Annotated in this window: 22 protein-coding genes; 14 read left to right on the top strand and 8 right to left on the bottom strand. The window is 61.0% G+C overall.

Annotated features, from left to right (window positions below):
* Nucleotides 1–1,440: an endo-1,3-1,4-beta-glycanase EglC gene (eglC, locus tag GA0061101_RS10215; RefSeq protein WP_037192379.1), complete on the bottom strand. Its 1,440-nt coding sequence runs from the start codon at nucleotides 1,438–1,440 to the stop codon at nucleotides 1–3.
* A gap of 309 nt (nucleotides 1,441–1,749) precedes the next feature.
* On the opposite strand from eglC, the gene msuE reads away from it, so the two are divergent.
* The 4 genes from msuE (at nucleotide 1,750) to GA0061101_RS10195 (ending at nucleotide 3,973) form a co-directional block, all read left to right on the top strand.
* Nucleotides 1,750–2,310, top strand: coding sequence for an FMN reductase (gene msuE, locus GA0061101_RS10210; protein ID WP_037192376.1), 561 nt, complete (start codon nucleotides 1,750–1,752; stop codon nucleotides 2,308–2,310).
* Between the two features lie 62 nt (nucleotides 2,311–2,372).
* Nucleotides 2,373–2,549, top strand: a complete 177-nt coding sequence (locus tag GA0061101_RS10205) for a hypothetical protein (RefSeq protein WP_245297462.1) — start codon at nucleotides 2,373–2,375, stop codon at nucleotides 2,547–2,549.
* Nucleotides 2,550–2,614: 65 nt separating this feature from the next.
* Nucleotides 2,615–3,199, top strand: a complete 585-nt coding sequence (locus tag GA0061101_RS10200) for an RBBP9/YdeN family alpha/beta hydrolase (RefSeq protein ID WP_037193174.1) — start codon at nucleotides 2,615–2,617, stop codon at nucleotides 3,197–3,199.
* 114 nt (nucleotides 3,200–3,313) lie between these two features.
* The gene (locus tag GA0061101_RS10195; RefSeq protein WP_037192372.1) at nucleotides 3,314–3,973 is read left to right on the top strand and encodes a peroxiredoxin; all 660 of its coding nucleotides are present in this window, start codon (nucleotides 3,314–3,316) and stop codon (nucleotides 3,971–3,973) included.
* A 61-nt stretch (nucleotides 3,974–4,034) separates the two neighbouring features.
* Here the strand turns inward: GA0061101_RS10195 and GA0061101_RS10190 are convergent, their stop codons facing one another.
* Nucleotides 4,035–4,937 (bottom strand): LysR family transcriptional regulator, encoded by a 903-nt coding sequence (locus GA0061101_RS10190; RefSeq protein WP_037192369.1) that lies wholly within the window; start codon nucleotides 4,935–4,937, stop codon nucleotides 4,035–4,037.
* A 93-nt stretch (nucleotides 4,938–5,030) separates the two neighbouring features.
* Here GA0061101_RS10190 and GA0061101_RS10185 point away from each other — a divergent pair, with 93 nt between their 5' ends.
* On the top strand, nucleotides 5,031–6,065 hold the full coding sequence (locus GA0061101_RS10185) for an aldo/keto reductase (RefSeq protein ID WP_037192367.1): 1,035 nt from the start codon (nucleotides 5,031–5,033) through the stop codon (nucleotides 6,063–6,065).
* A gap of 85 nt (nucleotides 6,066–6,150) precedes the next feature.
* Here the strand turns inward: GA0061101_RS10185 and GA0061101_RS10180 are convergent, their stop codons facing one another.
* On the bottom strand, nucleotides 6,151–7,182 hold the full coding sequence (locus GA0061101_RS10180; RefSeq protein WP_037193163.1) for an aldo/keto reductase: 1,032 nt from the start codon (nucleotides 7,180–7,182) through the stop codon (nucleotides 6,151–6,153).
* A 259-nt stretch (nucleotides 7,183–7,441) separates the two neighbouring features.
* On the opposite strand from GA0061101_RS10180, the gene recX reads away from it, so the two are divergent.
* From recX to GA0061101_RS10135, 9 genes are all read left to right on the top strand, one after another.
* Complete coding sequence (recX, locus tag GA0061101_RS10175; RefSeq protein ID WP_037192365.1) at nucleotides 7,442–7,978, top strand: recombination regulator RecX; 537 nt, start codon at nucleotides 7,442–7,444, stop codon at nucleotides 7,976–7,978.
* Between the two features lie 103 nt (nucleotides 7,979–8,081).
* Nucleotides 8,082–8,657, top strand: coding sequence for a DUF922 domain-containing Zn-dependent protease (locus GA0061101_RS10170; protein WP_037192362.1), 576 nt, complete (start codon nucleotides 8,082–8,084; stop codon nucleotides 8,655–8,657).
* Between the two features lie 112 nt (nucleotides 8,658–8,769).
* A complete protein-coding gene (locus GA0061101_RS10165; protein WP_037193160.1) occupies nucleotides 8,770–9,819 on the top strand; it encodes a LacI family DNA-binding transcriptional regulator in 1,050 nt (349 codons plus the stop codon).
* A gap of 82 nt (nucleotides 9,820–9,901) precedes the next feature.
* Nucleotides 9,902–11,509, top strand: coding sequence for an ABC transporter substrate-binding protein (locus tag GA0061101_RS10160; RefSeq protein ID WP_051963303.1), 1,608 nt, complete (start codon nucleotides 9,902–9,904; stop codon nucleotides 11,507–11,509).
* An 11-nt stretch (nucleotides 11,510–11,520) separates the two neighbouring features.
* The gene (locus GA0061101_RS10155) at nucleotides 11,521–12,489 is read left to right on the top strand and encodes an ABC transporter ATP-binding protein (RefSeq protein ID WP_037192359.1); all 969 of its coding nucleotides are present in this window, start codon (nucleotides 11,521–11,523) and stop codon (nucleotides 12,487–12,489) included.
* Nucleotides 12,479–13,348 (top strand): ABC transporter ATP-binding protein, encoded by an 870-nt coding sequence (locus GA0061101_RS10150; RefSeq protein WP_037192356.1) that lies wholly within the window; start codon nucleotides 12,479–12,481, stop codon nucleotides 13,346–13,348. Before GA0061101_RS10155 ends, GA0061101_RS10150 begins: the two co-directional genes overlap by 11 nt.
* Before the next feature lie 11 nt (nucleotides 13,349–13,359).
* Nucleotides 13,360–14,286 (top strand): ABC transporter permease, encoded by a 927-nt coding sequence (locus GA0061101_RS10145; protein WP_037192354.1) that lies wholly within the window; start codon nucleotides 13,360–13,362, stop codon nucleotides 14,284–14,286.
* 25 nt (nucleotides 14,287–14,311) lie between these two features.
* Entirely contained in the window at nucleotides 14,312–15,199 is an 888-nt protein-coding gene (locus GA0061101_RS10140; RefSeq protein ID WP_037192352.1) for an ABC transporter permease, read from the top strand.
* 40 nt (nucleotides 15,200–15,239) lie between these two features.
* Nucleotides 15,240–16,052: a glycerophosphodiester phosphodiesterase gene (locus GA0061101_RS10135; RefSeq protein WP_037192349.1), complete on the top strand. Its 813-nt coding sequence runs from the start codon at nucleotides 15,240–15,242 to the stop codon at nucleotides 16,050–16,052.
* 40 nt (nucleotides 16,053–16,092) lie between these two features.
* On the opposite strand, the gene GA0061101_RS10130 is transcribed toward GA0061101_RS10135, so the two are convergent.
* The 5 genes from GA0061101_RS10130 to GA0061101_RS10110 are packed head-to-tail and all read right to left on the bottom strand — an operon-like array spanning nucleotide 16,093 to nucleotide 21,370.
* Nucleotides 16,093–16,818 carry a ribonuclease activity regulator RraA gene (locus GA0061101_RS10130; RefSeq protein ID WP_037192346.1) on the bottom strand — a complete coding sequence of 242 codons (726 nt, stop codon included), beginning with the start codon at nucleotides 16,816–16,818 and terminating at the stop codon, nucleotides 16,093–16,095.
* An 18-nt stretch (nucleotides 16,819–16,836) separates the two neighbouring features.
* Complete coding sequence (gene araD, locus GA0061101_RS10125) at nucleotides 16,837–18,573, bottom strand: L-arabinonate dehydratase (RefSeq protein ID WP_037192344.1); 1,737 nt, start codon at nucleotides 18,571–18,573, stop codon at nucleotides 16,837–16,839.
* A gap of 55 nt (nucleotides 18,574–18,628) precedes the next feature.
* Nucleotides 18,629–19,492 carry an ABC transporter permease gene (locus tag GA0061101_RS10120; RefSeq protein WP_037192342.1) on the bottom strand — a complete coding sequence of 288 codons (864 nt, stop codon included), beginning with the start codon at nucleotides 19,490–19,492 and terminating at the stop codon, nucleotides 18,629–18,631.
* 4 nt (nucleotides 19,493–19,496) lie between these two features.
* Nucleotides 19,497–20,312, bottom strand: coding sequence for an ABC transporter ATP-binding protein (locus tag GA0061101_RS10115; RefSeq protein ID WP_051963302.1), 816 nt, complete (start codon nucleotides 20,310–20,312; stop codon nucleotides 19,497–19,499).
* Between the two features lie 53 nt (nucleotides 20,313–20,365).
* Nucleotides 20,366–21,370 (bottom strand): ABC transporter substrate-binding protein, encoded by a 1,005-nt coding sequence (locus GA0061101_RS10110; protein WP_037192340.1) that lies wholly within the window; start codon nucleotides 21,368–21,370, stop codon nucleotides 20,366–20,368.
* Between the last annotated feature and the right edge of the window lie 85 nt (nucleotides 21,371–21,455).

Genomic DNA, 21,455 nt, shown 5'->3' with positions numbered 1-21,455 from the left:
TCAGATATGCCAATCCGACGTATGGGCTGTTTGGGCCGAGGCGGCGAGTTGCGCTGCATGGTCGTCCAGCGAATAGGCCTTGATGTAGTCGATCTTCATTTCGGATCCGTGCTGGAGCCCGTCCGACGGCGTGCCCGCCAGGCCTCCGACGGCGAGATCGACAAGCATATACATCGGACCATGCATATCGGCGGGCGTGGCGGCATGGGCGACGGCGACGTCGTCGAAATACCAGGTGATCTGATCCTTGTCCCAGAGCACGCCGTAATTGTGGAAGCCGTCGGTGCTCGGCACTTCCACTGGAATGGACGTCATCGTGTGCTCGCCGGTGGCATTCGAATGAACCGTGACGTTGACCGTATTCGGGTTCTGGCCACGCATTTCCGCCACGTCGAGTTCCGGCGGCCAGGAGCCATCCTCCGGCAGCAGCCAGAAGGCCGGCCAGACGCCCTGGTCATGCGGCATCTCGGCGCGCATTTCGAAATACCCGTAGGTCTGGGAGAAGGAGGAATGGGTGGTCAGTACGCCGGACGTGTAGTTATGGTTCTCGGTGATTGTCTTCAATGCGTCGGGCGTCGGTTTCGCGGTGATGGTGAGAACACCGTCGGATGAAATTGAAAACGGATTTGCCGATGCCGTCGGCGCATAGGACGGGTTGATGTACCATTGCAGCTCGTCGTTCAGGCTGCTGCCCTTGTCCGGTGCCCAGGAATATTTCGCGTCCCAGGTGCCCTGTGTTCCCTCATGCAGCGAGAGCGCGTTGAAATCGTCTGAAAAGGTTTGCGTCAGCAAGGATCTGTCCAATCCGAGCTGGAACTGATTTTCGTGCAGATCGGCAACCGTCTTGTTGGCGAAGACCAGGCTTTCGCCGTTACCGAGATCGAGATGCAGGTTGGCGCCATCCTGGCTGGTATGGCTGACGACCTGATCGAAGGAAGTCAGACCGTATTGGTTGAGGCGCACCTTGTCGTCAGCGCTGAAGTCGGTAATGAGATCGCTGCCGTTGCCCTTGGTGACGATGAAGGTATCGGCACCGCCGCCGCCTGTCAGCACGTCGTTGCCGGCGCCGCCGTCGATGGTCTGGCTGCCGCTGCCGCCTGTGATGATGTTGTCGGCGCTATTGCCATAGGCATGGCGGTTGTTGCCGGTCACCGTGAGATTTTCGAAATTGTCCGGCAGGGTGTAGTCCATCCAGGTGTTGATGGTATCGACACCGGCATTGGGCGCCTCGTAGGCGTGGTTGATGCTTGAATAGAGATAGTAGATATCGTCGCCGGTGCCACCCATCATCGTCACGTTGACGGTGTTGTCACCCCACATGGAATCATTTCCGGCGGTGCCGTGGAGCGTAGGGCCGGAGCCGGTGGCCGAAAAGAAACCCGTCGACGTATCGCTGTAGTAAAGCGGCTGTCCTAGGGCATTCAGAACCGAATTGGGCATCGCAAACCTCTTCCTTTGTGCCGGGCTGTCTCCTCCACAGACCTGATATTATATTCCTCCACGCTCATGTGCCTCAGATAGCGTGCTTTGTTTTTTCGCCCAGCCCCGCGCGACAAGTTTTTCGGCGATATGAGTGAAATGGCTGGGCATCGCGCATTTTGGATCACCCGGGACGGGCAGCCCCTACAAGCAGGGAAGAGATTTTCGGTTTTGCGACCAACGAGAGATCGTCGTTTCTTTTAATCTATCAATTTTGTGGACAATATTCGCATTATCGAAAGCGTGCCCGACGTTCGGAAAGGAATAAGAATGAGCGCCCCTAAACTCGTCGGCATCGCCGGCAGCTTCAATCGGCCATCAAAGACCTACGCGCTGGTTCGGACCGTCGCCGGTCTGGCGAGCGACCGATATGGGTTTGCCAGCAAGGTCTACGACCTGCACGATGTCGGTCCCTCGCTCGGCGCAGCGCAATGGCGCAAGGATCTTGACGATCAAGCCAAGAGCGTCATCGACGATATCGTCTCGTCGGATGCGCTGATCATCGGTTCGCCGACCTTCAAGGGATCCTATCCGGGGCTCTTCAAGCATCTCATCGACCTTATCGATCCTCATGAACTGCGCGCCAAGCCGATCATCATCACGGCGACGGGCGGAGGCGACCGGCATGCGCTGATGGTGGAGCACCAACTACGGCCGCTCTTCGGCTTCTTCATGGCCCATACGCTGCCGACTGCGGTCTATGCCTCGGATCGCGATTTCACCGATTACAAGGTTTCCTCGGAGCCGCTCGCCAACCGGATCAATGAAGTCGTCGGCGAGCTTGCCGCCTTCTTTCCGCATCCGGTGAGGGTGCTTGTTGCCGCGGAATAGTGCCTGAAAGGCGGTTCGATCTGCAAGCGCTAAGCCTGGAATTCAACGAGATGGAGGGTTGCATGAGATCTAGTATCATCAGTCGCCTGAAGACGATTTTCGGCTTCTTTCCGTTGGATAGAAAGAGGGATGGGCTTGTGCCCGTACAAGGGGCGCCGATCGCAAGCGACGGCCGGGAGCCTTCCGCGCGCGAGTATGAGCTCTATTATTGGTGCTCCACGCCGGCGCCCTGGTATTGAAGGGACACGCCCTTGGTTTTGTGTCGCGGATTGCGGTTCTCGCTGAAATCGGCTGCGAGGGTATCATGAGCAGAGTGCTGATCGTGCCCGGATTGTTCGGATCGGGCGAGGGGCATTGGCAACGCTATTGGCTGCAGGATCATCCTGATGTTCGGCTCGTGGAGCAAGACGATTGGGACCATCCCAATCTCGGCAATTGGATGGAAAGCCTCGAGGCGGCGCTGGAAGAGGCCGGCGAAGCCTATATCGTTGCCCATAGCCTGGGCTGCCTGCTGACCGCGAGATTGGCCGGTCGCCCGGCTGCGCGAAGGGTCAAAGGAGCACTTCTCGTCGCTCCTTGCGATATTCCCGCAACCGAGACGCTTCACGCCGGCCATCTTTCCTTCGGCACGATGCCGACGGAGGCGCTGCCTTTCCCTAGTATCACGATCGGCAGCCTCAACGACATCTATATGAGGCTCGACCGCCTGACCATGTTCGGCCGGCTCTGGAATTCCGATGTCCGCAACATCGGCCTTGCCGGGCACATCAATATCGCCAGCGGGTTTGGACGATGGCCAAGCGGCTACGGGTTTCTGGAAATGCTGAAGGCGCGCACGAGGCATCGCCGGCCGCAAGGACTTCCGCTTGCAATCACGGCGCTCCCTTGAAAGAGGGGCTTCCCATGAGAGCCATTCGACGCCATTGTGCGGTCGACTTTTTGACCGTTTCCTTTGCTCGCAATCCAAGGCATGCGACGAGGATCACATTTTGGAGGTAGGGTAATGAGCTTGCGTATCAACGATATTGCTCCCGATTTCACCGCAGAGACGACGCAAGGGGAAATTCACTTCCACGACTGGATCGGCAGCGGCTGGGCTGTTCTGTTCTCCCACCCGAAGAACTTCACGCCCGTCTGCACGACCGAACTCGGAGCGATGGCAGGCCTGGAGCGGGAATTCGCCAAGCGCGGCGTCAAGGTCATCGGCATTTCCGTCGATCCGGTCGAAAGTCATGAAAAGTGGAAGAGCGATATCAAGACGGCGACCGGCTTCGAGGTCGAATATCCGCTGATCGGCGACAAGGACCTCAAAGTCGCCAAGCTCTATGACATGTTGCCGGCCGGTGCCGGCGAAAGCTCCGAGGGGCGCACCCCCGCCGACAACGCCACTGTTCGCTCGGTCTTCGTCATCGGCCCGGACAAGAAGATCAAATTGATCCTTACCTACCCGATGACGACCGGGCGCAATTTCGGCGAAATTCTCCGCGCCATCGACTCCATCCAGCTGACGACCAAGCACCAGGTCGCGACGCCGGCAAACTGGCAGCAGGGCGAAGATGTCATCATCACCGCCGCCGTTTCCAACGAGGACGCCATCAGCCGGTTCGGCTCGTTCGATACGGTATTGCCCTATCTGCGCAAGACCCGGCAGCCGACTGCCTAAGTCGCCACGTTGGCGCGACTACCAATCGATGCGATGCGACCTCAGGGGCCGCATCGCCTTTTCATAGCCTGACATTCTCGCGCAGGAACTCCAGGAGCGCCCGCACCCGCGCCGGCAGGGGGCCACCCTGGCCGATATAGACGGCGTAGAATTCCTCGACATCGCCCGGGTTGAGCTCTTCCAACACCGGAAGCAGCCGGCCGGCATCAAGATCGGCCTTGACCGTGAAGGCGGCGAGGCGCGCAATCCCGGCGCCCGCAAGCGCAAGGTGGCGCATGGCTTCGCCGTCGCCAACCAGCAGGTTGCGCGTCGCCGGAAGTGTCATCATTTGGCTGCCGGACTGAAGGGGCCAGTCTTCGATCGCCCGCGAATAGGAAAAGCCGATGCGGCAGTGCCTTTCAAGCTCTGCGGGTGAGCGCGGCACACCATGCCGCCGTAGATAATCCGGCGATGCAACGATCATCTTACGCGTCGCGCCGAGCTTGCGGGCGGTGAGGCTGGAACTCTTCAGCGGGCCGGCGCGGATTGCGACATCTGCCCGCTCTTCCATCAGATCCACGATCCGATCGGTATGAAAGACCTCGAGCGAGACATCAGGATATAGCGCCATGAAGGCGGGAACGAGTGGAGCGAGCACATGATTGCCGAAGGAGCCGCTGGTGTTGATGCGGATATGCCCTACAACCTGCTCGCCTGCCGAAGCATGGCGTTCGGCCTCGCCAATATCGGCGAGGATCGTCACGCTGCGCTCATAGAAGCCGCAACCCTCGGGCGTCAGCTGCAGGCGCCTCGTTGAGCGATTGATGAGACGCGCGCCGAGACGCTTCTCTAGCCTCGCGACGAGTTTGCTCACGGCTGAAGGGGTCATGCCGCAGGCCTTAGCGGCGGCGGTGAAGCCGCCGAGCTCGACGGCGCGGACGAAGACCTCCATTTCACCGGAACGATTGATGTCCTGACGGCTCATGATGAATTGAAATCACAAATTAGTTTCTTTCCGACAATCTATATCATCACTGCCGAAGCGTCTATCTATGAGGAGAACCAAAGGAGACAGACGATGGATTACAGAAATCTTGGTGCTTCCGGCTTGAGAGTGCCCGTGCTCAGTTTCGGAGCCGGCACATTTGCCGGCAGCGGGCCGCTCTTCAGTGCCTGGGGTTCGACGGACGCGACGGAGGCGCGGCGTCTCGTCGATATCTGCCTCGAGGCGGGCGTCAATCTCTTCGACACCGCCGATGTCTATTCGGCCGGCGCCTCCGAAGAGGTGCTCGGTCAGGCGATCCGGGGCCGGCGCGACGCCGTGTTGATTTCGACCAAGACTGCACTGCCAATGGGGGATGGACCGGGTGATTGGGGCGCTTCGCGTTCCCGGTTGATCAAATCGGTCGACGCTGCGTTGCATCGTCTCGGCACTGACTATATCGACCTGCTGCAGTTGCACGCCTTCGATGCCTCGACGCCCATCGAGGAGACGCTTTCCACCCTTGACGGTCTCGTGAAGGCGGGCAAGATCCGCTATATCGGCGCTTCGAATTTTGCCGGCTGGGAGCTGATGAAATCGCTTTCCGTCTCCGACAGGCATTCATATGCGCGCCATGTCGCCCATCAGGTCTACTATTCGCTTGCAGGCCGCGACTATGAATGGGAGCTGATGCCGCTCGGCGCGGATCAGAATGTCGGCGCGCTGGTCTGGAGCCCGCTCGCGTGGGGCAGGCTCACGGGCAAGATCCGCCGTGGTCAGCCGCTGCCGGAGAAAAGCCGTCTGCACGAAACAGCATCCTTCGGGCCGCCGGTCGATGACGAAAAGCTGTTCGATATCGTCGATGCTCTGGATGAGATCGCTGCCGAAACCGGCAAGAGCGTGCCGCAGATCGCAATCAACTGGTTGCTGAGCCGGCCGACCGTTGCGAGCGTCATCATCGGCGCGCGCAACGAAGAGCAGCTGCGACAAAATCTCGGTGCGGTCGGCTGGGCGCTTTCCAAGCAGCAAATCGAAAAGCTGGACCGGGTCAGCGCCGTGGCCGCGCCCTATCCTTATTTCCCATATCGACGGCAGGAGGGCTTTGCCAGGCTCAATCCGCCGCTGGTCTGACCGGCAGCCCTTGTGCTTGCCCGAGACTGGGACAAGGAAAAAGCTGGCGGCGAAGAACGATCTCTCTTCGCCGCCAAACTATATTTTACCGGCCGCCTTCGATCTTGCGATGGCGCTGGTTCCTGCCGCTCTCGCCATAGGGATAGGCGGCGGGTTGCGGTGCGCTGATCTCGTTCAGCCTATCCATCTCCGCCTCCGACAGCTTCAGCTCGCCAGCGCCGAGATTGTCTGCAAGCTGCTCCCGCGTGCGGGCACCGAGGATGACGGAGGTCACCGCCGGCCGCGCAGCCGTCCAGGCCAGTGCGACCTGCGCCATGGTGACGCCGCGTGCCTTGGCGATCTCTTCCACGGCAGCGATGATTGCCCAGGTCCGCTCCTGCGCGTTGCGCGGTGCATAGGATTCGCTGCCGCGATTGGGGTTCTCGCCAAGCCGGGTAGCACCGGTCGGCGCCTCGTCGCGCCTGTATTTGCCGGTCAGCCAGCCCCCGCCCAGCGGTGACCAGGGCAGCATGCCCATGCCGGCATCCAGGCATGCGTCGACGATCTCAAGCTCGATATCGCGTACGAGCAGATTATATTGCGGCTGCAGCGTGACCGGCCGCGTGTATCCGTGCGCCTTGGCGATCTCGACGGCCTTGGCGATGTGCCAGCCGACATAGTTGGAGAAGCCGTAATACCCGATCTTGCCGGCGCGCACCGCATCGTCGAGAAAGCGCAGCGTCTCCTCGATCGGGGTCAAGGCATCCCAGGCATGCATCTGATAGAGATCGATGTGGTCGATGCCGAGACGGCGCAGCGAGTCGTCCAGAGCCTGCCCGAGGTGCCGGCGCGAGAGGCCGATGTCGTTCGGGCCGTTGCCCATCGGAAAACGGCCCTTGGTGGCGACGACGGTCTGTCGTGCCTCGGTCGGACGCGCCTTGAGCCAGCGCCCGATGATCTCTTCCGACTTGCCGGCGCTATAGACGTCGGCGGTGTCGATGAAATTTCCGCCCCAGGCGAAGTAATCGTCCAGCAGTTTGTGCGATGCGGCTTCGTCCGCTTCCGCGCCGAAAGTCATGGTGCCAAGGCAGTAGGCGGTTACGACGGCCCCGCTTGGGCCGAGCTTGCGATAATCCATTCCTGTCTCCTCTGACGGAGCGACGGCACCCGATTCGCAAAAGCGAGCGGCAGAGCCGGGGGCTCCGATATCCATAGCGATGTCGTGGTTGAGACGGCCTCCACCGTCGATGACGTATGGCGCCCGACACTCCAGCGTCGAGGCCACAGCAATACAATAGCCAATCATCCCATGATAACCAAGCGCATTCATTGCCTGGACGACTTGGCTTGCGTAAAATTCTCCGTGATGATTCCTCTTTCGCCGAATGTCTTCCTTCATGGATGAAACGCCGACAAGCCGCATGCTCTCCTGGGCGCGCAACTCCACGATCTATCGCCTCGAACGCCGGATGATGACCGAGAAGCAGCTGTTCGATGCGATCGCCAGAAAGGCGAAACAGAAATTCGAGGGTATCAGTGATGCGCAGATCAAAGCGCTTGCCGATTTTGCCGTCAAATTCGCCTATGAGCTGAAAGTACTCGATGATGTCGTTTACGCCGAGATCAGCACGCGCTCCGCAGCTCGCTCCGGCAAATCGAAGAAAGCCATCGCCTTCAAGCTCGCGTCCAAGGGGATACATAGTGAAACGGTCGTCGCCGCAGTGGAGGAGGTCGACGATCTCCACGCGGCCGTGATCTTTGCCAGAAAGCGCGGCTTCGGCCCCTTTCGACGCGGTGATCTGGATGAGAGGCGCAAGTCAAAGGAATTGTCCGCCTTCGCCCGCAACGGCTTCAGCTTTGCGGTCGGCAAGAAGGTTTTCGATATGGAGCGTCAGGACGCCGAAGAGGTGCTGCAGTCGACCTCTGCATTCTGAGGCCTGACACTCATTGAAATAGCCGGGGTCACCGGCTAGCTTGCCGCGCTTGAGAGCAGCGTGCACGGGGAAGTTTGTGAGATCAGCTATTCGATTGTCCGCGATGGCCTTATGCATCGCTTTTCTGCCCATGCCTGCCTATGCCGATTGGCAGCCTGTCGAGATCATCAAGACCTATGCAATTACTGGAACGTCCGGCGCCGAACTTTATGATTCGATCGGCGAGCGGGGTCCGTTGCTCGGCCCCAAGGTGCGGGCGATCGCCCATACCGATTTCAAGCTCACCTGGACCCGCAAATACGAGCCGCAGCCGGATGGCGCCTGCATGATCACCGTCAACATTCCCAAGGTGATCATCACCTACACATTGCCGAAACCCTCGGCACGACTGCCGGCCTCGACGCGCAGAAGCTGGCAGAAGTTCATTGCCGGCGTCGAGGCGCATGAGCGGGTGCATGGTGGGTTCATCAAGGATATGGTCAAGGAAATCGAGACCATGAGCGTCGACTTCTCCGTGCCCGACGACCCGAAATGCAGCAGGATTCGCGTGGAGTTGACGAAGCGGCTTGGCGAGATTTCCAAGAAAGAGCGGCAGCGCAACGTCGACTTCGACAAGGTCGAATTCAGCGACGGCGGCAATCTCCAGCAGCTCGTTCTGAAACTGGTGAGGGAAGAATAGGCGGCGACAGAGATATCGAAGCTCGCAACGCTATTGTCGTCTCCGCCGCTTGCCCCGATATCGACCTTTCGCCATTGTCACGCCCGGGGCGGAAGAGGTTGTGCAAGGCGATATGAAAACACCCAGGAGAATCGGTATTCTTGAGGTTGCGCGGCTGGCCGGCGTTTCCGCTACGACGGTTTCCCGCGTCCTCAACGGTCATGCCGATAGCCGCATCAGCCTGGAGACACAGGAACGCGTCAGGGCGACGGCAAACAGTGTCGGTTATGTCGTCAACCGGCTGGCGACATCGCTCAGAACGCACAGAACCGGTGTGTTCGGTGCCATCGTCAACAGTCTTTCGGGTCACTATCAGCCGCATCTGACAAGCCGCCTTCAGGCGGCGGCTCAGCGGCGAGGGGTGGAACTGCTGGTCGCGCAGGCGAAGGCGGAGGCTGGCGAGGTCGCCGGCCAGCTACGCCTGTTCCAGGAGGATTTCTTCGACGGCGTGATCATGGTCAGCGATCTCCCCGGTCAGCAGGCCCTTTGCGATCATCTGGATCGCATGGGCAAGGCGCATGTGACGCTAGGCGCGGGGTTGACCGGTCCGTTGCCTGCAGTCGTGACGGACGACCGTCATGGCATGACCCTGCTGTTCGACCATCTGACGGGATTGGGACACAGCCGCATCTCCTTCGTCTACCGCGTGAGCCGCAGCGCGCTTCGTGATCGCCTGTCGATCTATCAGGACGTGGTTGGCGGCAGCGCGGGTGCCATCGTCGGCGATGTCATCTCCTTCGAGAGGAATGATAGCGATCGTGACGCGTTCAAGAGCATCCTGGCTTCGCCCATGACGCATCCGACGGCCCTCATCTGTGGGAGCGATGGCCTTGCGATCGAGGTCGTTGCATTTCTGCGCGACATCGGGCTGCGGATTCCCGCCGATATATCCGTTGTAGGCTATGACAACGTGCCCGACACAGCCTATTGGGCGCCGCCGCTTACGACAGTGGCACAACCGACGGATTCGCTGTGCGAAGCCTCGCTTGACCTTCTGGTTGAGCTGTCGAATCTTCCACTGGAAGCACGCATTACAAAGCGCCCGATGCGCTTCGTACCGCCTGAACTTGTCATACGTGCGTCATCGTGCTCCCCTAGTTTGCGGCCATTCTCCCTTGCGTAGTTGAAACGACAGTTTTGAGCGCAAGTGGTCCTTTCTTATTTGCGCAAACGTTTGTGCAAGCCCTTAACAGGAGAGCGTGCCGATGTCCGATACCCTGCTCACCGGCCTCAATATGGCCATTACCCGCCGCACGACGCTTTTCATGGGAGCGGCGGCAGGACTCTCCGTCTTCGTGCCGGCACTGTCTGCTTCCGCTGGGGATGGCGATGACAAAAGACCCGAGCTTCGCATCGCGGTTCAGCAGAATCCGGTATCGCAAGAGCCTGTCGATGCGGCCAGCAACGTCGCCTTCCGCAACAATTATTCCATTCACGAGACGGTTCTTGCGCTCGACATGCGCGGCGACTTCTCGGTGAAGCCCAATCTTGGGGTATCCTGGACCTGGGTCTCGCCGACCATTTTGGAAATGAAGCTGCGTCCGGGCGTGATCTTCCACGACGGCCGCGAGATGACGGCTGAGGATGTCGCCTTCTCTTTCGGCCCCGAGCGGCTCCTGAACAAGGATGCGCCGGGCTACCCCGTCTATCGCACCAATTTCACCAGCCTCGATCATGTCGAGGTGGTCGATCCGCTGACGGTTCGCTTCATCACGAAATTCCAGGATCCGATCTTCCTGCAGCGCCTGGCATCCTATGCCGCCGTCGTCATCAGCAAGGACGCCTGGCAGAAGAACGGCGGCAACTGGACCACATGGCGCCAGAAGCCGGTCGGCGCCGGCCCCTACAAGGTCGAGAGCTATGCGACCAATGAAAATGTGATCCTCGCGTCGCATGATCAGGCTTATCGCGGCAAGCCGGCCGCCAAGCGCGTGACATTGCGCATCGTCCCGGAAGTCTCCTCGCGCATCGCCGGACTGCTCGCCGGCGACTACGACATCGCGACGGACCTGCCGCCGGATCAGCTTGCGGTCGTGACCGCCAGCGCCGGCCATGAGATCGTCGGCGGTCCGGTTCCCAATCACCGCATCCTGTTTTTCGACAAGAACAATCCGGCGCTCAAGGACCCGCGCGTACGCCAGGCACTCATTCTCGCTATCGACCGTCAGGCGATCGTCGATACGATCTGGAACGGCCGCACCAGAGTGCCGAACGGCCTGCAGTTCGAACTCTACGGTCCCGTCTATCTCAAGGACTATCCGGCTTACAAGTACGATCCGGATCAGGCGATGCAGCTCCTGAAGGATGCCGGCTATAACGGCGAAGAAATCGAGATTCGCTCGCAGAACAATTATTATACGGCGGAAAATCCCGTTACGCAGGCCGTCGTCGCCATGTGGCAGGCCGTCGGCGTCAACGCCAAGATGAAGTTCGTCGAAAGCGGCAAGCTGTTCGAAAACTCGTCGACCCGGGCCACTGGCAACTGGTCGAGCACCGGGCAGGTCCCCGACCCCTATATTTCCTTCTTCACGCAGTTCAGCTCGGCCGGCTCGTTGAACTCGTTCAAGATCTGGCAAAATGCGGATTTCGACGCCCTGGGCGCGAAGATGGAGCAGGCCGTCGATCCGGCCGAACGTGCCAAGATCTTCCGCGACATGCTGCATCTGATCGAGTGGCAGGATCCGGGTGTGACTGTCCTGCACCAGAATGCCGTCTTCTTCGGTATCCGCAAAGGCATCAAGTGGCAGCCGCTGCCGGCCTTCCAGATGGATCTTGGTGCCGGCAGCCTTGCCTTCGAAGAGCAGAAGAGCTGAGCATCGTCGCGATGGCAACGCCCATTCTTTCGGTCGACAATCTGAGTGTCTCGTTCAGAATGGGCGCGGGCCGGGTTCATCCGATCAACAATGTCTCCTTTGACCTTGCCGAGGGTGAAATCCTCGGCATCGTTGGGGAGAGCGGGTCGGGCAAGAGCATGACTTGTCTTGCCCTTGCAGGCCTCTTGGGTCCGACGGCGAGTGCCACCGGCTATATTTCCTTCGAAGATGCCATGTACGATGCTGCGGAGCTTAGCGGGATGGCGCGCGCAAAGCTGCCGCCCATCGGCCTGATCTTTCAGGAGCCCGTCTCCTGTCTCGATCCGGTCCGCACGATCGGCTCCCAGATCGCCGAAGCGGCTGTCAGCGCCGGCCTGTCCGCAAGCGAAGCCAGGGCCGAGGCGCTGCGGCTGCTGGCGGAGGTCGCCATTCCGCAGCCGGAAACGCGTTACAATGCCTATCCCGCGCAATTTTCCGGTGGCATGTGCCAGCGCGTGATGATTGCCATGGCGCTTGCCATGCAGCCGCGGCTGATCATTGCCGACGAGCCGACCACCGCGCTTGACGTCACCGTTCAGGCGCAGGTCGTGGCATTGCTGGTCAAGGCAGTGCGCGAGCGCGGCATCCCGATGATCTTCATCAGCCACGATCTCGATCTGGTTTCCGAGGTCTGCGACCGTATCGCGGTCATGTATGCGGGCTCGCTGGTCGAGATCAACCGGACGGACGATCTCTACGACAATCCGCGCCATCCCTATACGCGGTTGCTGCTGGAGGCGATGCCGGGCCGCGGCAAGCCGCTCGAGAAGCTCGCCGATATTCCAGGCGAGCTGAAGCTGCACGATGCCAAGCCTTTGGCCTGCGCCTTCGCTCCACGTTGCCCGCGGGTCGAGACCCATTGCGCGACGGCCGTTCCGCCGCTGATCGCCGGCAGGGCTTCGCTTGCCTGCTTCAATCCATGGAGCTCCCATGACGCTTGAGAAAACAATCCCATCGAATGGGGATGAAGCCGGCCTCGCGCTCGCCGCCCGCAATCTGCAATTTTCCTATTCGCCCGGCTTCTCCCTCTGGCCTGGGCGAGCCCAGGGATTTCACGCGATCAAGGATGTGAGCCTGGAATTGAAGCCCGGCGAGACGCTGGGTCTGGTCGGGGAGTCCGGTTGCGGCAAATCCACGCTCGCCTCCCTTCTCTGCGGTGACCGGATGCCGACATCAGGCGCCATCGAATTGTTCGGCCAATCCTTTGACGACTTAATGAAGCCGAACCGGCGCGGGCTGGCCAGGCATTTGCAGGTGATTTCACAGGATACGCTGGGCGCGCTCGATCCGCGGCGCAGCGTCGGCCACCAGATGCTGGAGACACTGGCGATCCACCGCATCGGTCATCCGTCGAGCCGGTCCGACCGCGCCGCCGAGACCTTCAAGGCCGTCAGCCTGCCGGTCTCCGCCCTGCAGAAGTTCCCGCATCAGCTTTCGGGCGGCCAGCGCCAGCGCGTGGCCATCGCGCGTGCTCTAATCGTCGAGCCGAAGATCCTGCTCTGCGACGAGCCGGTCTCGGCGCTCGATGTCTCGGTGCAGGCTCAGGTTCTCAATCTCCTGCTCGATCTGCAGCGCGCCCGCGGCCTGTCGCTGCTCTTCATCAGCCACGACGTGCGGGTGGTCCGCCATGTCTCGCATCGCGTAGCGATCATGGAGGCTGGGCAGATCGTCGAGACCGGCCCGACCGAGGAGGTCTTCGCAAACCCAGATCATCCCTACACGGCAAAGCTTCTGTCTGCCGTTCCGCGCGGACGTCGCCACAAGATGCGGCAGGCAGCCGCCGTTCTCGAAACGCTCTGAAGGAACGGGCCATGCTTCAATCCATTCTGCGTGCGCTCTTCAGGGCCCTCGTCACGCTCTTCTTGGCGATCACCTTTACCTTCATCATCCTGCGTATCAGCGGCGATCCCCTGCATTCGCTGTTGCCCGTCGAGACGCCGCCGGAAGTGGTGGCGCTGATGCGGCAGCAATGGGGTCTCGATCAACCGCTCTACATCCAGTATTTCTCCTATCTCGGCCATCTATTGCGCGGGGATTTCGGCAAGTCGCTGCTGAACGGGCAGGATGCCTTGACGCTGGTCCTTTCGAAGGTGCCGGCGACGCTGGAGTTGATGGGCGCGGCGCTGATATTGGCTTTTGGCGCCGGCGTGCCGCTTGGCATTCTGGCCGCGCGCAATCGCGGCGGTCTGATCGACCGTTTCGTGATGATGCTGGCGGTGCTGATGCATTCCCTGCCGAATTTTCTGATCGCAATCCTGCTTATTCAGTTGTTCGCCGTGTCGCTGCGGCTGCTGCCAAGCGGCGGCGGATCGACGGCGGCGCATCTGGTCATGCCTGTTCTGGTGATCGGTCTTTACAATGCCGGCATCATCGCCCGCTTCGTTCGTTCGAGCGTGCTGGAAGTGCTGGGCCAGCGCTATATCCTGGCCGCCCGCGCCAAGCGGATCGGCGAGAGCGCGGTGCTCTGGCAGCATGTCATGCCGAATGCGGCCCTGCCGCTCCTGACCATGCTCGGCTTTCTCGTCGGCGGCATGATCGGCGGCGCGGCTGTTGTCGAGACCGTGTATGCCTGGCCCGGCGTCGGCCGCTTTCTCGTTTCGTCGGTGGCGCAGCGCGACCTCAACATCGTGCAGACCATCGTCATCCTCATCACGGCGACGATGGTGAGCGCCAATCTCCTCATCGATTGTCTCTACATTCTCGCCGATCCGCGCCTGCGGCATCGGGCATCGGCCTGATCGGCCACTTCGAAAGGTCATCATCATGACGAACGCCGCGACCGGCGCCGATGCGCTCCCCAAGATCAAGTCCGAGAAAGCGTCGCGTAGCCCGCGTCTCGATCTCACGACGGCGGTTTGCGCGATCGTGCTTGTCACGTTCATTCTGGTTGCGATCTTTGCCAATGCGCTTGCGCCCTATGGCTTTGCGCAGATCGATCTCCATGCCCGCAAGGCGCCGCCGCTCCTGTTCGGCGGCACATTCAAGCACGTTCTCGGCACGGACGAGCTTGGCCGCGATATTCTAAGCCGTGTCTTCTATGGCGTGCGGACCAGCCTGCTGATCGCGCTCGGCGCCTCAGTGATCAGCCTGGCGCTCGGAACGACGCTCGGACTGCTCGCCGCGTTTCGCCGCGGCTTTGCCGACATGCTGATCCGGGTCGCGGTGGACTTCCAGGCATCGATGCCGTTTCTGATCATCGCGCTCGCCGTTCTCGCCTTCTTCGGCGACAACCTCTGGCTTTTCATGGCGCTGCTCGGCCTCTACGGCTGGGAGCGTTACGCCCGGCTGGTTCGCACCATGGCCGGCCTGGAACTGGAGCGGGGCTATGTCGCTGCCCTGAAGCGCAACGGCGCCGGCACACCCCGCATCGCCTTCCTGCATGTCTTGCCGAATATCCTCTCGGTGGTTCTCGTCAATCTCACAGTGATCTTGCCCGAAATCCTGATGCAGGAATCGGCGCTGAGCTTCCTGGGCCTCGGTATCCAGCCGCCGCTCGTCAGCCTCGGCAGCATGGTCGGCGCAGGGCGCGATTACATCATGACCGAATGGTGGATTTCGACGCTGCCGGGCATCGTGATCTTCCTGCTGTCGCTGTCGATCAGCCTGATCGGCGACTATCTGCGCGACGCCTTCGACCCGACGCTGCACTAAGCTTTTGCTGAAAACATTCGATAATCCAAGGAGACTTCCATTGCCTCTACCTCTTCATGCCGCTCGTCACGGCCTGCTGCGCATCGCAGCCCATCGCGGCTTCAGCCGACATTTCCCGGAAAATACCATCCTTGCCTTCCAGAAAGGGGTGGACGCCGGCGCCAACGAATCCGAGATCGACCTGATGCTGACGCGCGACGACAAGATCGTCGTGATGCACGACAAGACGCTGGATCGCACCACGAGCGGCCGAGGCTTCGTCGCCGATCATGATCTCGACCATATTCTGACGCTCGATGCGGGCGCGAAATTCGATGCGCGTTTTGCCGGCACGCGCGCGCCGGCGTTCGCCGAGGTGGTCTCCTGGGCGAAGCGGACGGACACGCGCCTCGCCATCGAGATGAAGGAGCAGGAGCGGCCCGACAGGCTGGCCGACATCATGATCGGGACGCTGAGGGACATGGATGCCTTCGAGCACGTCGCCATCTCCTCCTTCGATCACCTCGATCTGCGGCGGGTGAAGGAGATCGAGCCCCGCCTGCAGACGGAAGCGATCCTTCATCATCGTCCGGTCGATATCGTCGCCTCCATGCGATCAGGCGGGATAGATGGCGTGTCGCTGGAGCTCAATCGCTTTCATCGAGCCGATGCCGAGGCCCTGCAGGAGGCTGGGATCGCTGTGCGATTGAGCCTGCCGCTACCGGAAAAACTCGCCGTTTTCTGGCAAGGCGGCAGGGACCTGCTTCCCATGATCCGGCATTGCGTCAAGGACGGCATTATCGACGCCCTGATCGGCGACGACGTGGATTTCCTGTGCATGCTGGCGAGAAGCGCAGCCGGAATCGAGGAGTAACGGACATTCCCGTGGCTACGCTGTTGCGTGAGGGCCGCCGTCAGCGGCCCTTTTTCTTTCGCCATTCGGCGAATTTGAGCTTCGGGGCGTCGCTGGTTGCTGGGTAGAGACCGATGATGGTGGCGCCGTTCATGACCTCCTCGGTCACGAAGTCCTCGTAAGCCGTCATCTCCACGGTCTCGTCTGCTATTTCATCTGCCAGATGTGCGGGAATGACGATGACGCCTTCATTGTCGCCGACAAGAACGTCGCCGGGGAAAACGGCGACGTCGCCGCAGCCGATCGGACCGTTGATCTCGATGGCCTGATGCAGCGTCAGATTTGTCGGCGCTGAGGGGCGGTGATGATAGGAGGGGATATTGAGTGCGGCGATTTCCGGGCTGTCGCGGAAACCGCCGTCGGTGACGACGCCGGCCACGCCGCGCACCTGCAGGCGCGAGATCAGGATCGAGCCCGCCGATGCGGCGCGAGCATCCTTGCGGCTGTCCATGACCAGAACGGCGCCGGGCGGGCACTGTTCGACGGCGGCACGCTGCGGATGTTCCGGATTACGGAAGACTTCGAGCGTGTTGAGGTCTTCGCGCGCCGGAATATAGCGCAGGGTGAAGGCCTGGCCGACCATGTTCGCCTTCTTCGGCGAGAGCGGCCGGACATCCTGGATGAACTGGTTGCGCAAGCCGCGCTTGAAGAGGGCCGTGGCGATCGTCGGTGTTGCGACCCCCATCAGCTTGTTGCGCGTCTCGTTGCTCAGCACGTAGTTGCTCATACAGAATATCCTTTGCGATCAATAGATGTCGGGTTCGCCCGGTGTCGGGCCGAAGCTGGTTTCCAGGAAGTCGAAGTCGCAGCCCGTATCGGCCTGCGCCACATGGCGCGAGAACATCCAGCCATAGCCGCGGCCGAATTTCTCGGCCGGCTTGACCCATGCTTTGCGCCGCCGTTGCAATTCGCCTTCGTCGACAAGCATGTCGATGCGCCGCGCTTCGAGATCGAGACGAACGATATCGTCGTTGCGCAGCAAGGCCAGCGGGCCGCCGACATGGGATTCCGGGGATACATGCAGGATGCAGGCGCCGTAGCTGGTGCCGCTCATACGGGCGTCGGAGAGGCGGAGCATGTCGCGATGACCCTGCTTCAAGAGCGCCTTGGGGATCGGCAGCATGCCCCATTCCGGCATGCCCGGCCCGCCCTGTGGGCCAGCACCGCGCAGCACCATGACGTGGTCTGGCGTGATGTCGAGATTTTCATCGTCCACCGCCGCTTTCATCTCCGGATAGCTGTCGAACACCAGCGCCGGCCCCTGATGCTTGTGGAAGCGCGGATCGCAGGCGGCCGGCTTGATGACGGCGCCTGTTGGAGCAAGGTTGCCCTTCAGCACCGCGAGCGAGCCTTCATGATAGACCGGATTGTCGAGCGAGCGGATGACGTCGTCATTGTAGCATTTGGCACCTTCCAGCGTTTCGCCGAGCGTAACGCCGGATACGGTGAGTGCCGACAGGTCGAGCTTGGAAGAGAGCTTCGCCATCAGCGCTCTGAGGCCGCCGGCGTAATAGAAATCCTCCATCAGATAGGTCTTGCCGGTCGGCCTGATGTTGGCGAGCACCGGCGTGGTGCGGCCAGCCGTGTCGAGATCGTCAAGCGAGAGATTGACGCCGGCCCGCCGCGCCATGGCGATCAAATGGACGACGGCATTGGTGGAACAGCCCGTCGCCATTGCCACCGCGACGGCATTGTTAACCGCGGCTTCCGTGACGATCTTGGAGGGAATGAGATCTTCCCATACCATCTCGACGATGCGACGGCCGACGGCCGAGGACATGCGGATATGGTTGGCATCCGGTGCCGGAATGGAGCTGGCGCCGGGCAATGTCAGGCCGAGCGCCTCGGCGATCGCCGTCATGGTGCTTGCCGTGCCCATGGTCATGCAGTGGCCGTAGGAGCGGGCGATACCGGCTTCGACGTCGACCCATTCCTTCTCCGAAATGGTGCCGGCGCGGCGCTCGTCCCAGAATTTCCAGGCATCCGAGCCGGAGCCCAGATATTCGCCGCGGTAATTGCCGCGCAACATCGGGCCGGCCGGCAGGTAGATCATTGGCAGCCCCGCGGAGAGCGCGCCCATGACGAGGCCGGGCGTAGTCTTGTCGCAGCCGCCCATCAAGACAGTGCCGTCGACCGGATGCGAGCGCAGCAGCTCTTCAGCTTCCATCGCCAGCATGTTGCGATAGAGCATGGTCGTTGGCTTCACATAGCTTTCCGACAGCGACAGGGCGGGCAGTTCCAACGGAAAGCCGCCGGCCTGCAGGATGCCGCGTTTCACATCCTCGACGCGATGCTTGAAATGAGCGTGGCAAGGGTTGGCATCGGACCAGGTATTTAGGATGGCGATGACCGGCTTGTCGGTCCATTCTTCGGGCGCATAACCCATCTGCATGGTGCGCGAACGATGCCCCGAACTTCTGAGATCGTCCGGGGCGAACCATCTGGCGCTGCGCAGTTCCGACGGTATTTTCCTGCTGCTCATTGTATTCCAGCCTCGTATCCGAATGTTGGTGGAAGCGATAAGTCGATGCGCCGCATCATTCCTTCATGCCCCATTTTTGCAGGGTCCGACGCTCGATCGTCTGGAAGACCAGGTTCTCGACAATAAGCCCGATGACGATCACAGTCAGCAGGCCGGCGAAGACCGAGGGTATGTCGAGAAGATTGCGGTTTTCGAAGATGAACCAGCCAAGGCCGCCCTGGCCGGAGGAGACGCCGAACACAAGTTCGGCGGCAATCAGCGTACGCCACGAAAAGGCCCACCCGATCTTTAGTCCGGTCAGGATCGAGGGGAAGGCGGCCGGGATCAATATGCGGAAGACATAGGAAAGTCCGGTCAGCCCATAATTGGCGCCGACCATACGCAGCGTGCGCGAGACGCCGAGGAAACCGGCATGAGTGTTGAGCGCGACAGCCCAAAGTACCGAATGTATGAGTACGAAGACGAGGCTTGCCGGTCCGAGACCGAACCAGATGAGGGCGAGCGGCAGCAGCGAAATTGCCGGCAGCGGGTTGAACATCGCCGTCATGGTTTCAAGAAAATCGGTGCCGATGCGGGTATTGATCGCGACGACCGTGAGGATGGCGGCAAGCACCGTTCCCGAGACGTAACCCGTCACCAGCACCTTCAAGGTGGTCCAGATGCGGGCTGGCAGGACGCCGTCGGCGAACCGATCGTAGAGCGCCGTCAGCGTGTCGCTGAGCGTCGGGAACAGGAGGGGATTGTCGAGATGCCGGGCATAGGTCTCCCAGATGATGGCAAGGGCGACGATCAGCAGTGATTTGCGAAAGAGACCGGATTGCCAGAGGAGCTCCAGCGGGCCGAGCTTCTGTTCGACGGCGGCGATATGGCCGACCGTTTCGGCTGTCTCGGGGGCAAGGATGATCTGCGGTGCGCTCATGGTCTCACTCCCTGTGTCCCTGTTCGGCAAACAGCATGTGATGGATTTCCTGCTCCAGCTTTGCGGCGGCCGCGGCGTCATTGCGGACCGATTCCACATCGCGCACTTCGGCCTTGACGCGGCCGGGATGCGGCGACAGCAGCAGGATGCGGTTGGAGATCTTGATCGCCTCGGCGATCGAATGGGTGACGAAGATGACGGTGAAGCGGGTATCTTCCCAGAGCTGCAGCAGCTCATCCTGCATCTGGCGGCGGGTCAGCGCATCGAGTGCGGCAAAGGGCTCGTCCATCAGCAGGATATCGGGCTGCATGGCCATGCCGCGGGCGATTGCGACGCGCTGCTTCATGCCGCCGGAAAGCATATGCGGATAAGTGTCCACCGCCCGGGTGAGCTTTACCTTCTCGATATAGTCGCGGGCGATGGCCTCGGCTTCCCTGCGTGGCAGGCGGCGTGCCGTCGTCAGCGGAAACATGACGTTTTCGAGCACTGTCTTCCACGGCAGCAACTGGTCGAATTCCTGGAAGACCATCATGCGGTCGGCGCCGGGCTTCTTGACCGGCTGTCCCTTGATTTCGATCCGGCCCGCCGTTGGCGTCATATAGCCGCCGATGGCCTTCAGCAGGGTCGATTTTCCGCAGCCCGAGGGTCCGAGGAGAACGAAGCGATCGGACTGGGCAACCGAGAAGCTGACGTTTTCCGTCGCGGTGATGAGGAGATTCGGCGTCTTGTAGCGCAGCGTCACCTTATCGACATTCAACAGCGGCTTTGCGGTTGCCGTTTCTGTTGTGGGCTTGTCGGCGGCAATTTTTGTCTGAAGCATGAGGGCTCCTCCACGAAATGGCTTGAAGGCGGCATTCGCGCCGCCCGCAGGCGTCAGTTGCCGTTGAGATCGGCTGCTTCCGGCAGGTAGTAGTCGGTCCAGGCCTTGGGCATCGTCTTCAGTGTGCCGGTCTTGTAGAGATGGGCCGCGAACTTCATGGTTCCCTGTGGGTCCATGCGGAATTCCATCATGTGCGGCTCATTGAGGATCGCCAGCAGGTCGTCGACACCAGTTTTGTCGCCGCTGACCGTCTTATAGGCTTCCACCGCCGATTTCGGGTCCTTTTTGATGAAATCGATCGCTTCCGCCGTCGCTTCGCGCACCGCCTTGATGATCGTCGGGTTGGCGCTGGCAAACTGGGTCGTGGTGAAGAAGGTGCCCTGGGTCAGCTCGCCGCCGATGATGTCGCGGGAATCGATGACCTTATGAACGCCCGGCTGCTTCAGCTCCAGATACTGGAAGGGTGGGGCGGAGAAGTGGTTCTTCACCTCATGCGTCTGGTTGGCAAGCGCTGCCATGGCATCGGGATGGCCGAGCTGTACCGTATTGGCATCGAATTTGTGCACCTGGTCGTCGCCATACATCTGCGCGGCAGCCATCTGCAACAGGATAGCCTGCGTCGAAACGCCGACCGTCGGCACGGCGATCTTGTCGCCCTGCTGGATATCCTTCAGCGACTGAACCCGCGGATCGCGCGAGACCATGATGACCGGCTGGGCCGAATTGGTGACGATGCCCTTGACCTTGCCCCTGGTGCGATCCCAAAGCAGCAGGAGGTTGCCGGTGCCGGTATTGACGATGTCGACGCTGCCGGAAAGCAGTGCATCGGTCTGCGCGCCGCCGCCGCTGAAGGTGCGCCATTCCACCGTGACGCCGGGCAGGCCATCGGCCGCCGCGTGTTTCTCGATCAGCTTCTGCGTCTCCATGACGTGGCTGGCGAGATAAAGAATGCCCGGCTGGCGCGTGATCGAAATGTCGGTCTTTTCAGCGGCGCCGGCTGAAAAAGTGCCGGCAAGCATCACGCCGACCGCGGTCAGACAGCGAAGAAATCCTCTCATCTACTCCTCCCATTGATCCAACCCTTGAGAAATGGAGTTGGCTTGGTTGGACTAAAGCACTAATGTATCAGTGCATCAAGCCCTA

The sequence above is a fragment of the Martinezella lusitana genome (assembly GCF_900094565.1).
In the GTDB taxonomy this organism is placed as follows: domain Bacteria; phylum Pseudomonadota; class Alphaproteobacteria; order Rhizobiales; family Rhizobiaceae; genus Rhizobium; species Rhizobium lusitanum.
This window is presented reverse-complemented; position numbering and strand designations above follow the sequence as displayed.

Coding starts and splice junctions, on each gene's coding strand:
- eglC (WP_037192379.1), bottom strand. CDS start 1,440: ATGCCCAATTCGGTTCTGAATGCCCTAGGACAGCCGCTTTACTACAGC.
- msuE (WP_037192376.1), top strand. CDS start 1,750: ATGAGCGCCCCTAAACTCGTCGGCATCGCCGGCAGCTTCAATCGGCCA.
- GA0061101_RS10205 (WP_245297462.1), top strand. CDS start 2,373: ATGAGATCTAGTATCATCAGTCGCCTGAAGACGATTTTCGGCTTCTTT.
- GA0061101_RS10200 (WP_037193174.1), top strand. CDS start 2,615: ATGAGCAGAGTGCTGATCGTGCCCGGATTGTTCGGATCGGGCGAGGGG.
- GA0061101_RS10195 (WP_037192372.1), top strand. CDS start 3,314: ATGAGCTTGCGTATCAACGATATTGCTCCCGATTTCACCGCAGAGACG.
- GA0061101_RS10190 (WP_037192369.1), bottom strand. CDS start 4,937: ATGAGCCGTCAGGACATCAATCGTTCCGGTGAAATGGAGGTCTTCGTC.
- GA0061101_RS10185 (WP_037192367.1), top strand. CDS start 5,031: ATGGATTACAGAAATCTTGGTGCTTCCGGCTTGAGAGTGCCCGTGCTC.
- GA0061101_RS10180 (WP_037193163.1), bottom strand. CDS start 7,182: ATGGATTATCGCAAGCTCGGCCCAAGCGGGGCCGTCGTAACCGCCTAC.
- recX (WP_037192365.1), top strand. CDS start 7,442: ATGGATGAAACGCCGACAAGCCGCATGCTCTCCTGGGCGCGCAACTCC.
- GA0061101_RS10170 (WP_037192362.1), top strand. CDS start 8,082: ATGGCCTTATGCATCGCTTTTCTGCCCATGCCTGCCTATGCCGATTGG.
- GA0061101_RS10165 (WP_037193160.1), top strand. CDS start 8,770: ATGAAAACACCCAGGAGAATCGGTATTCTTGAGGTTGCGCGGCTGGCC.
- GA0061101_RS10160 (WP_051963303.1), top strand. CDS start 9,902: ATGTCCGATACCCTGCTCACCGGCCTCAATATGGCCATTACCCGCCGC.
- GA0061101_RS10155 (WP_037192359.1), top strand. CDS start 11,521: ATGGCAACGCCCATTCTTTCGGTCGACAATCTGAGTGTCTCGTTCAGA.
- GA0061101_RS10150 (WP_037192356.1), top strand. CDS start 12,479: ATGACGCTTGAGAAAACAATCCCATCGAATGGGGATGAAGCCGGCCTC.
- GA0061101_RS10145 (WP_037192354.1), top strand. CDS start 13,360: ATGCTTCAATCCATTCTGCGTGCGCTCTTCAGGGCCCTCGTCACGCTC.
- GA0061101_RS10140 (WP_037192352.1), top strand. CDS start 14,312: ATGACGAACGCCGCGACCGGCGCCGATGCGCTCCCCAAGATCAAGTCC.
- GA0061101_RS10130 (WP_037192346.1), bottom strand. CDS start 16,818: ATGAGCAACTACGTGCTGAGCAACGAGACGCGCAACAAGCTGATGGGG.
- araD (WP_037192344.1), bottom strand. CDS start 18,573: ATGAGCAGCAGGAAAATACCGTCGGAACTGCGCAGCGCCAGATGGTTC.
- GA0061101_RS10120 (WP_037192342.1), bottom strand. CDS start 19,492: ATGAGCGCACCGCAGATCATCCTTGCCCCCGAGACAGCCGAAACGGTC.
- GA0061101_RS10115 (WP_051963302.1), bottom strand. CDS start 20,312: ATGCTTCAGACAAAAATTGCCGCCGACAAGCCCACAACAGAAACGGCA.
- GA0061101_RS10110 (WP_037192340.1), bottom strand. CDS start 21,370: ATGAGAGGATTTCTTCGCTGTCTGACCGCGGTCGGCGTGATGCTTGCC.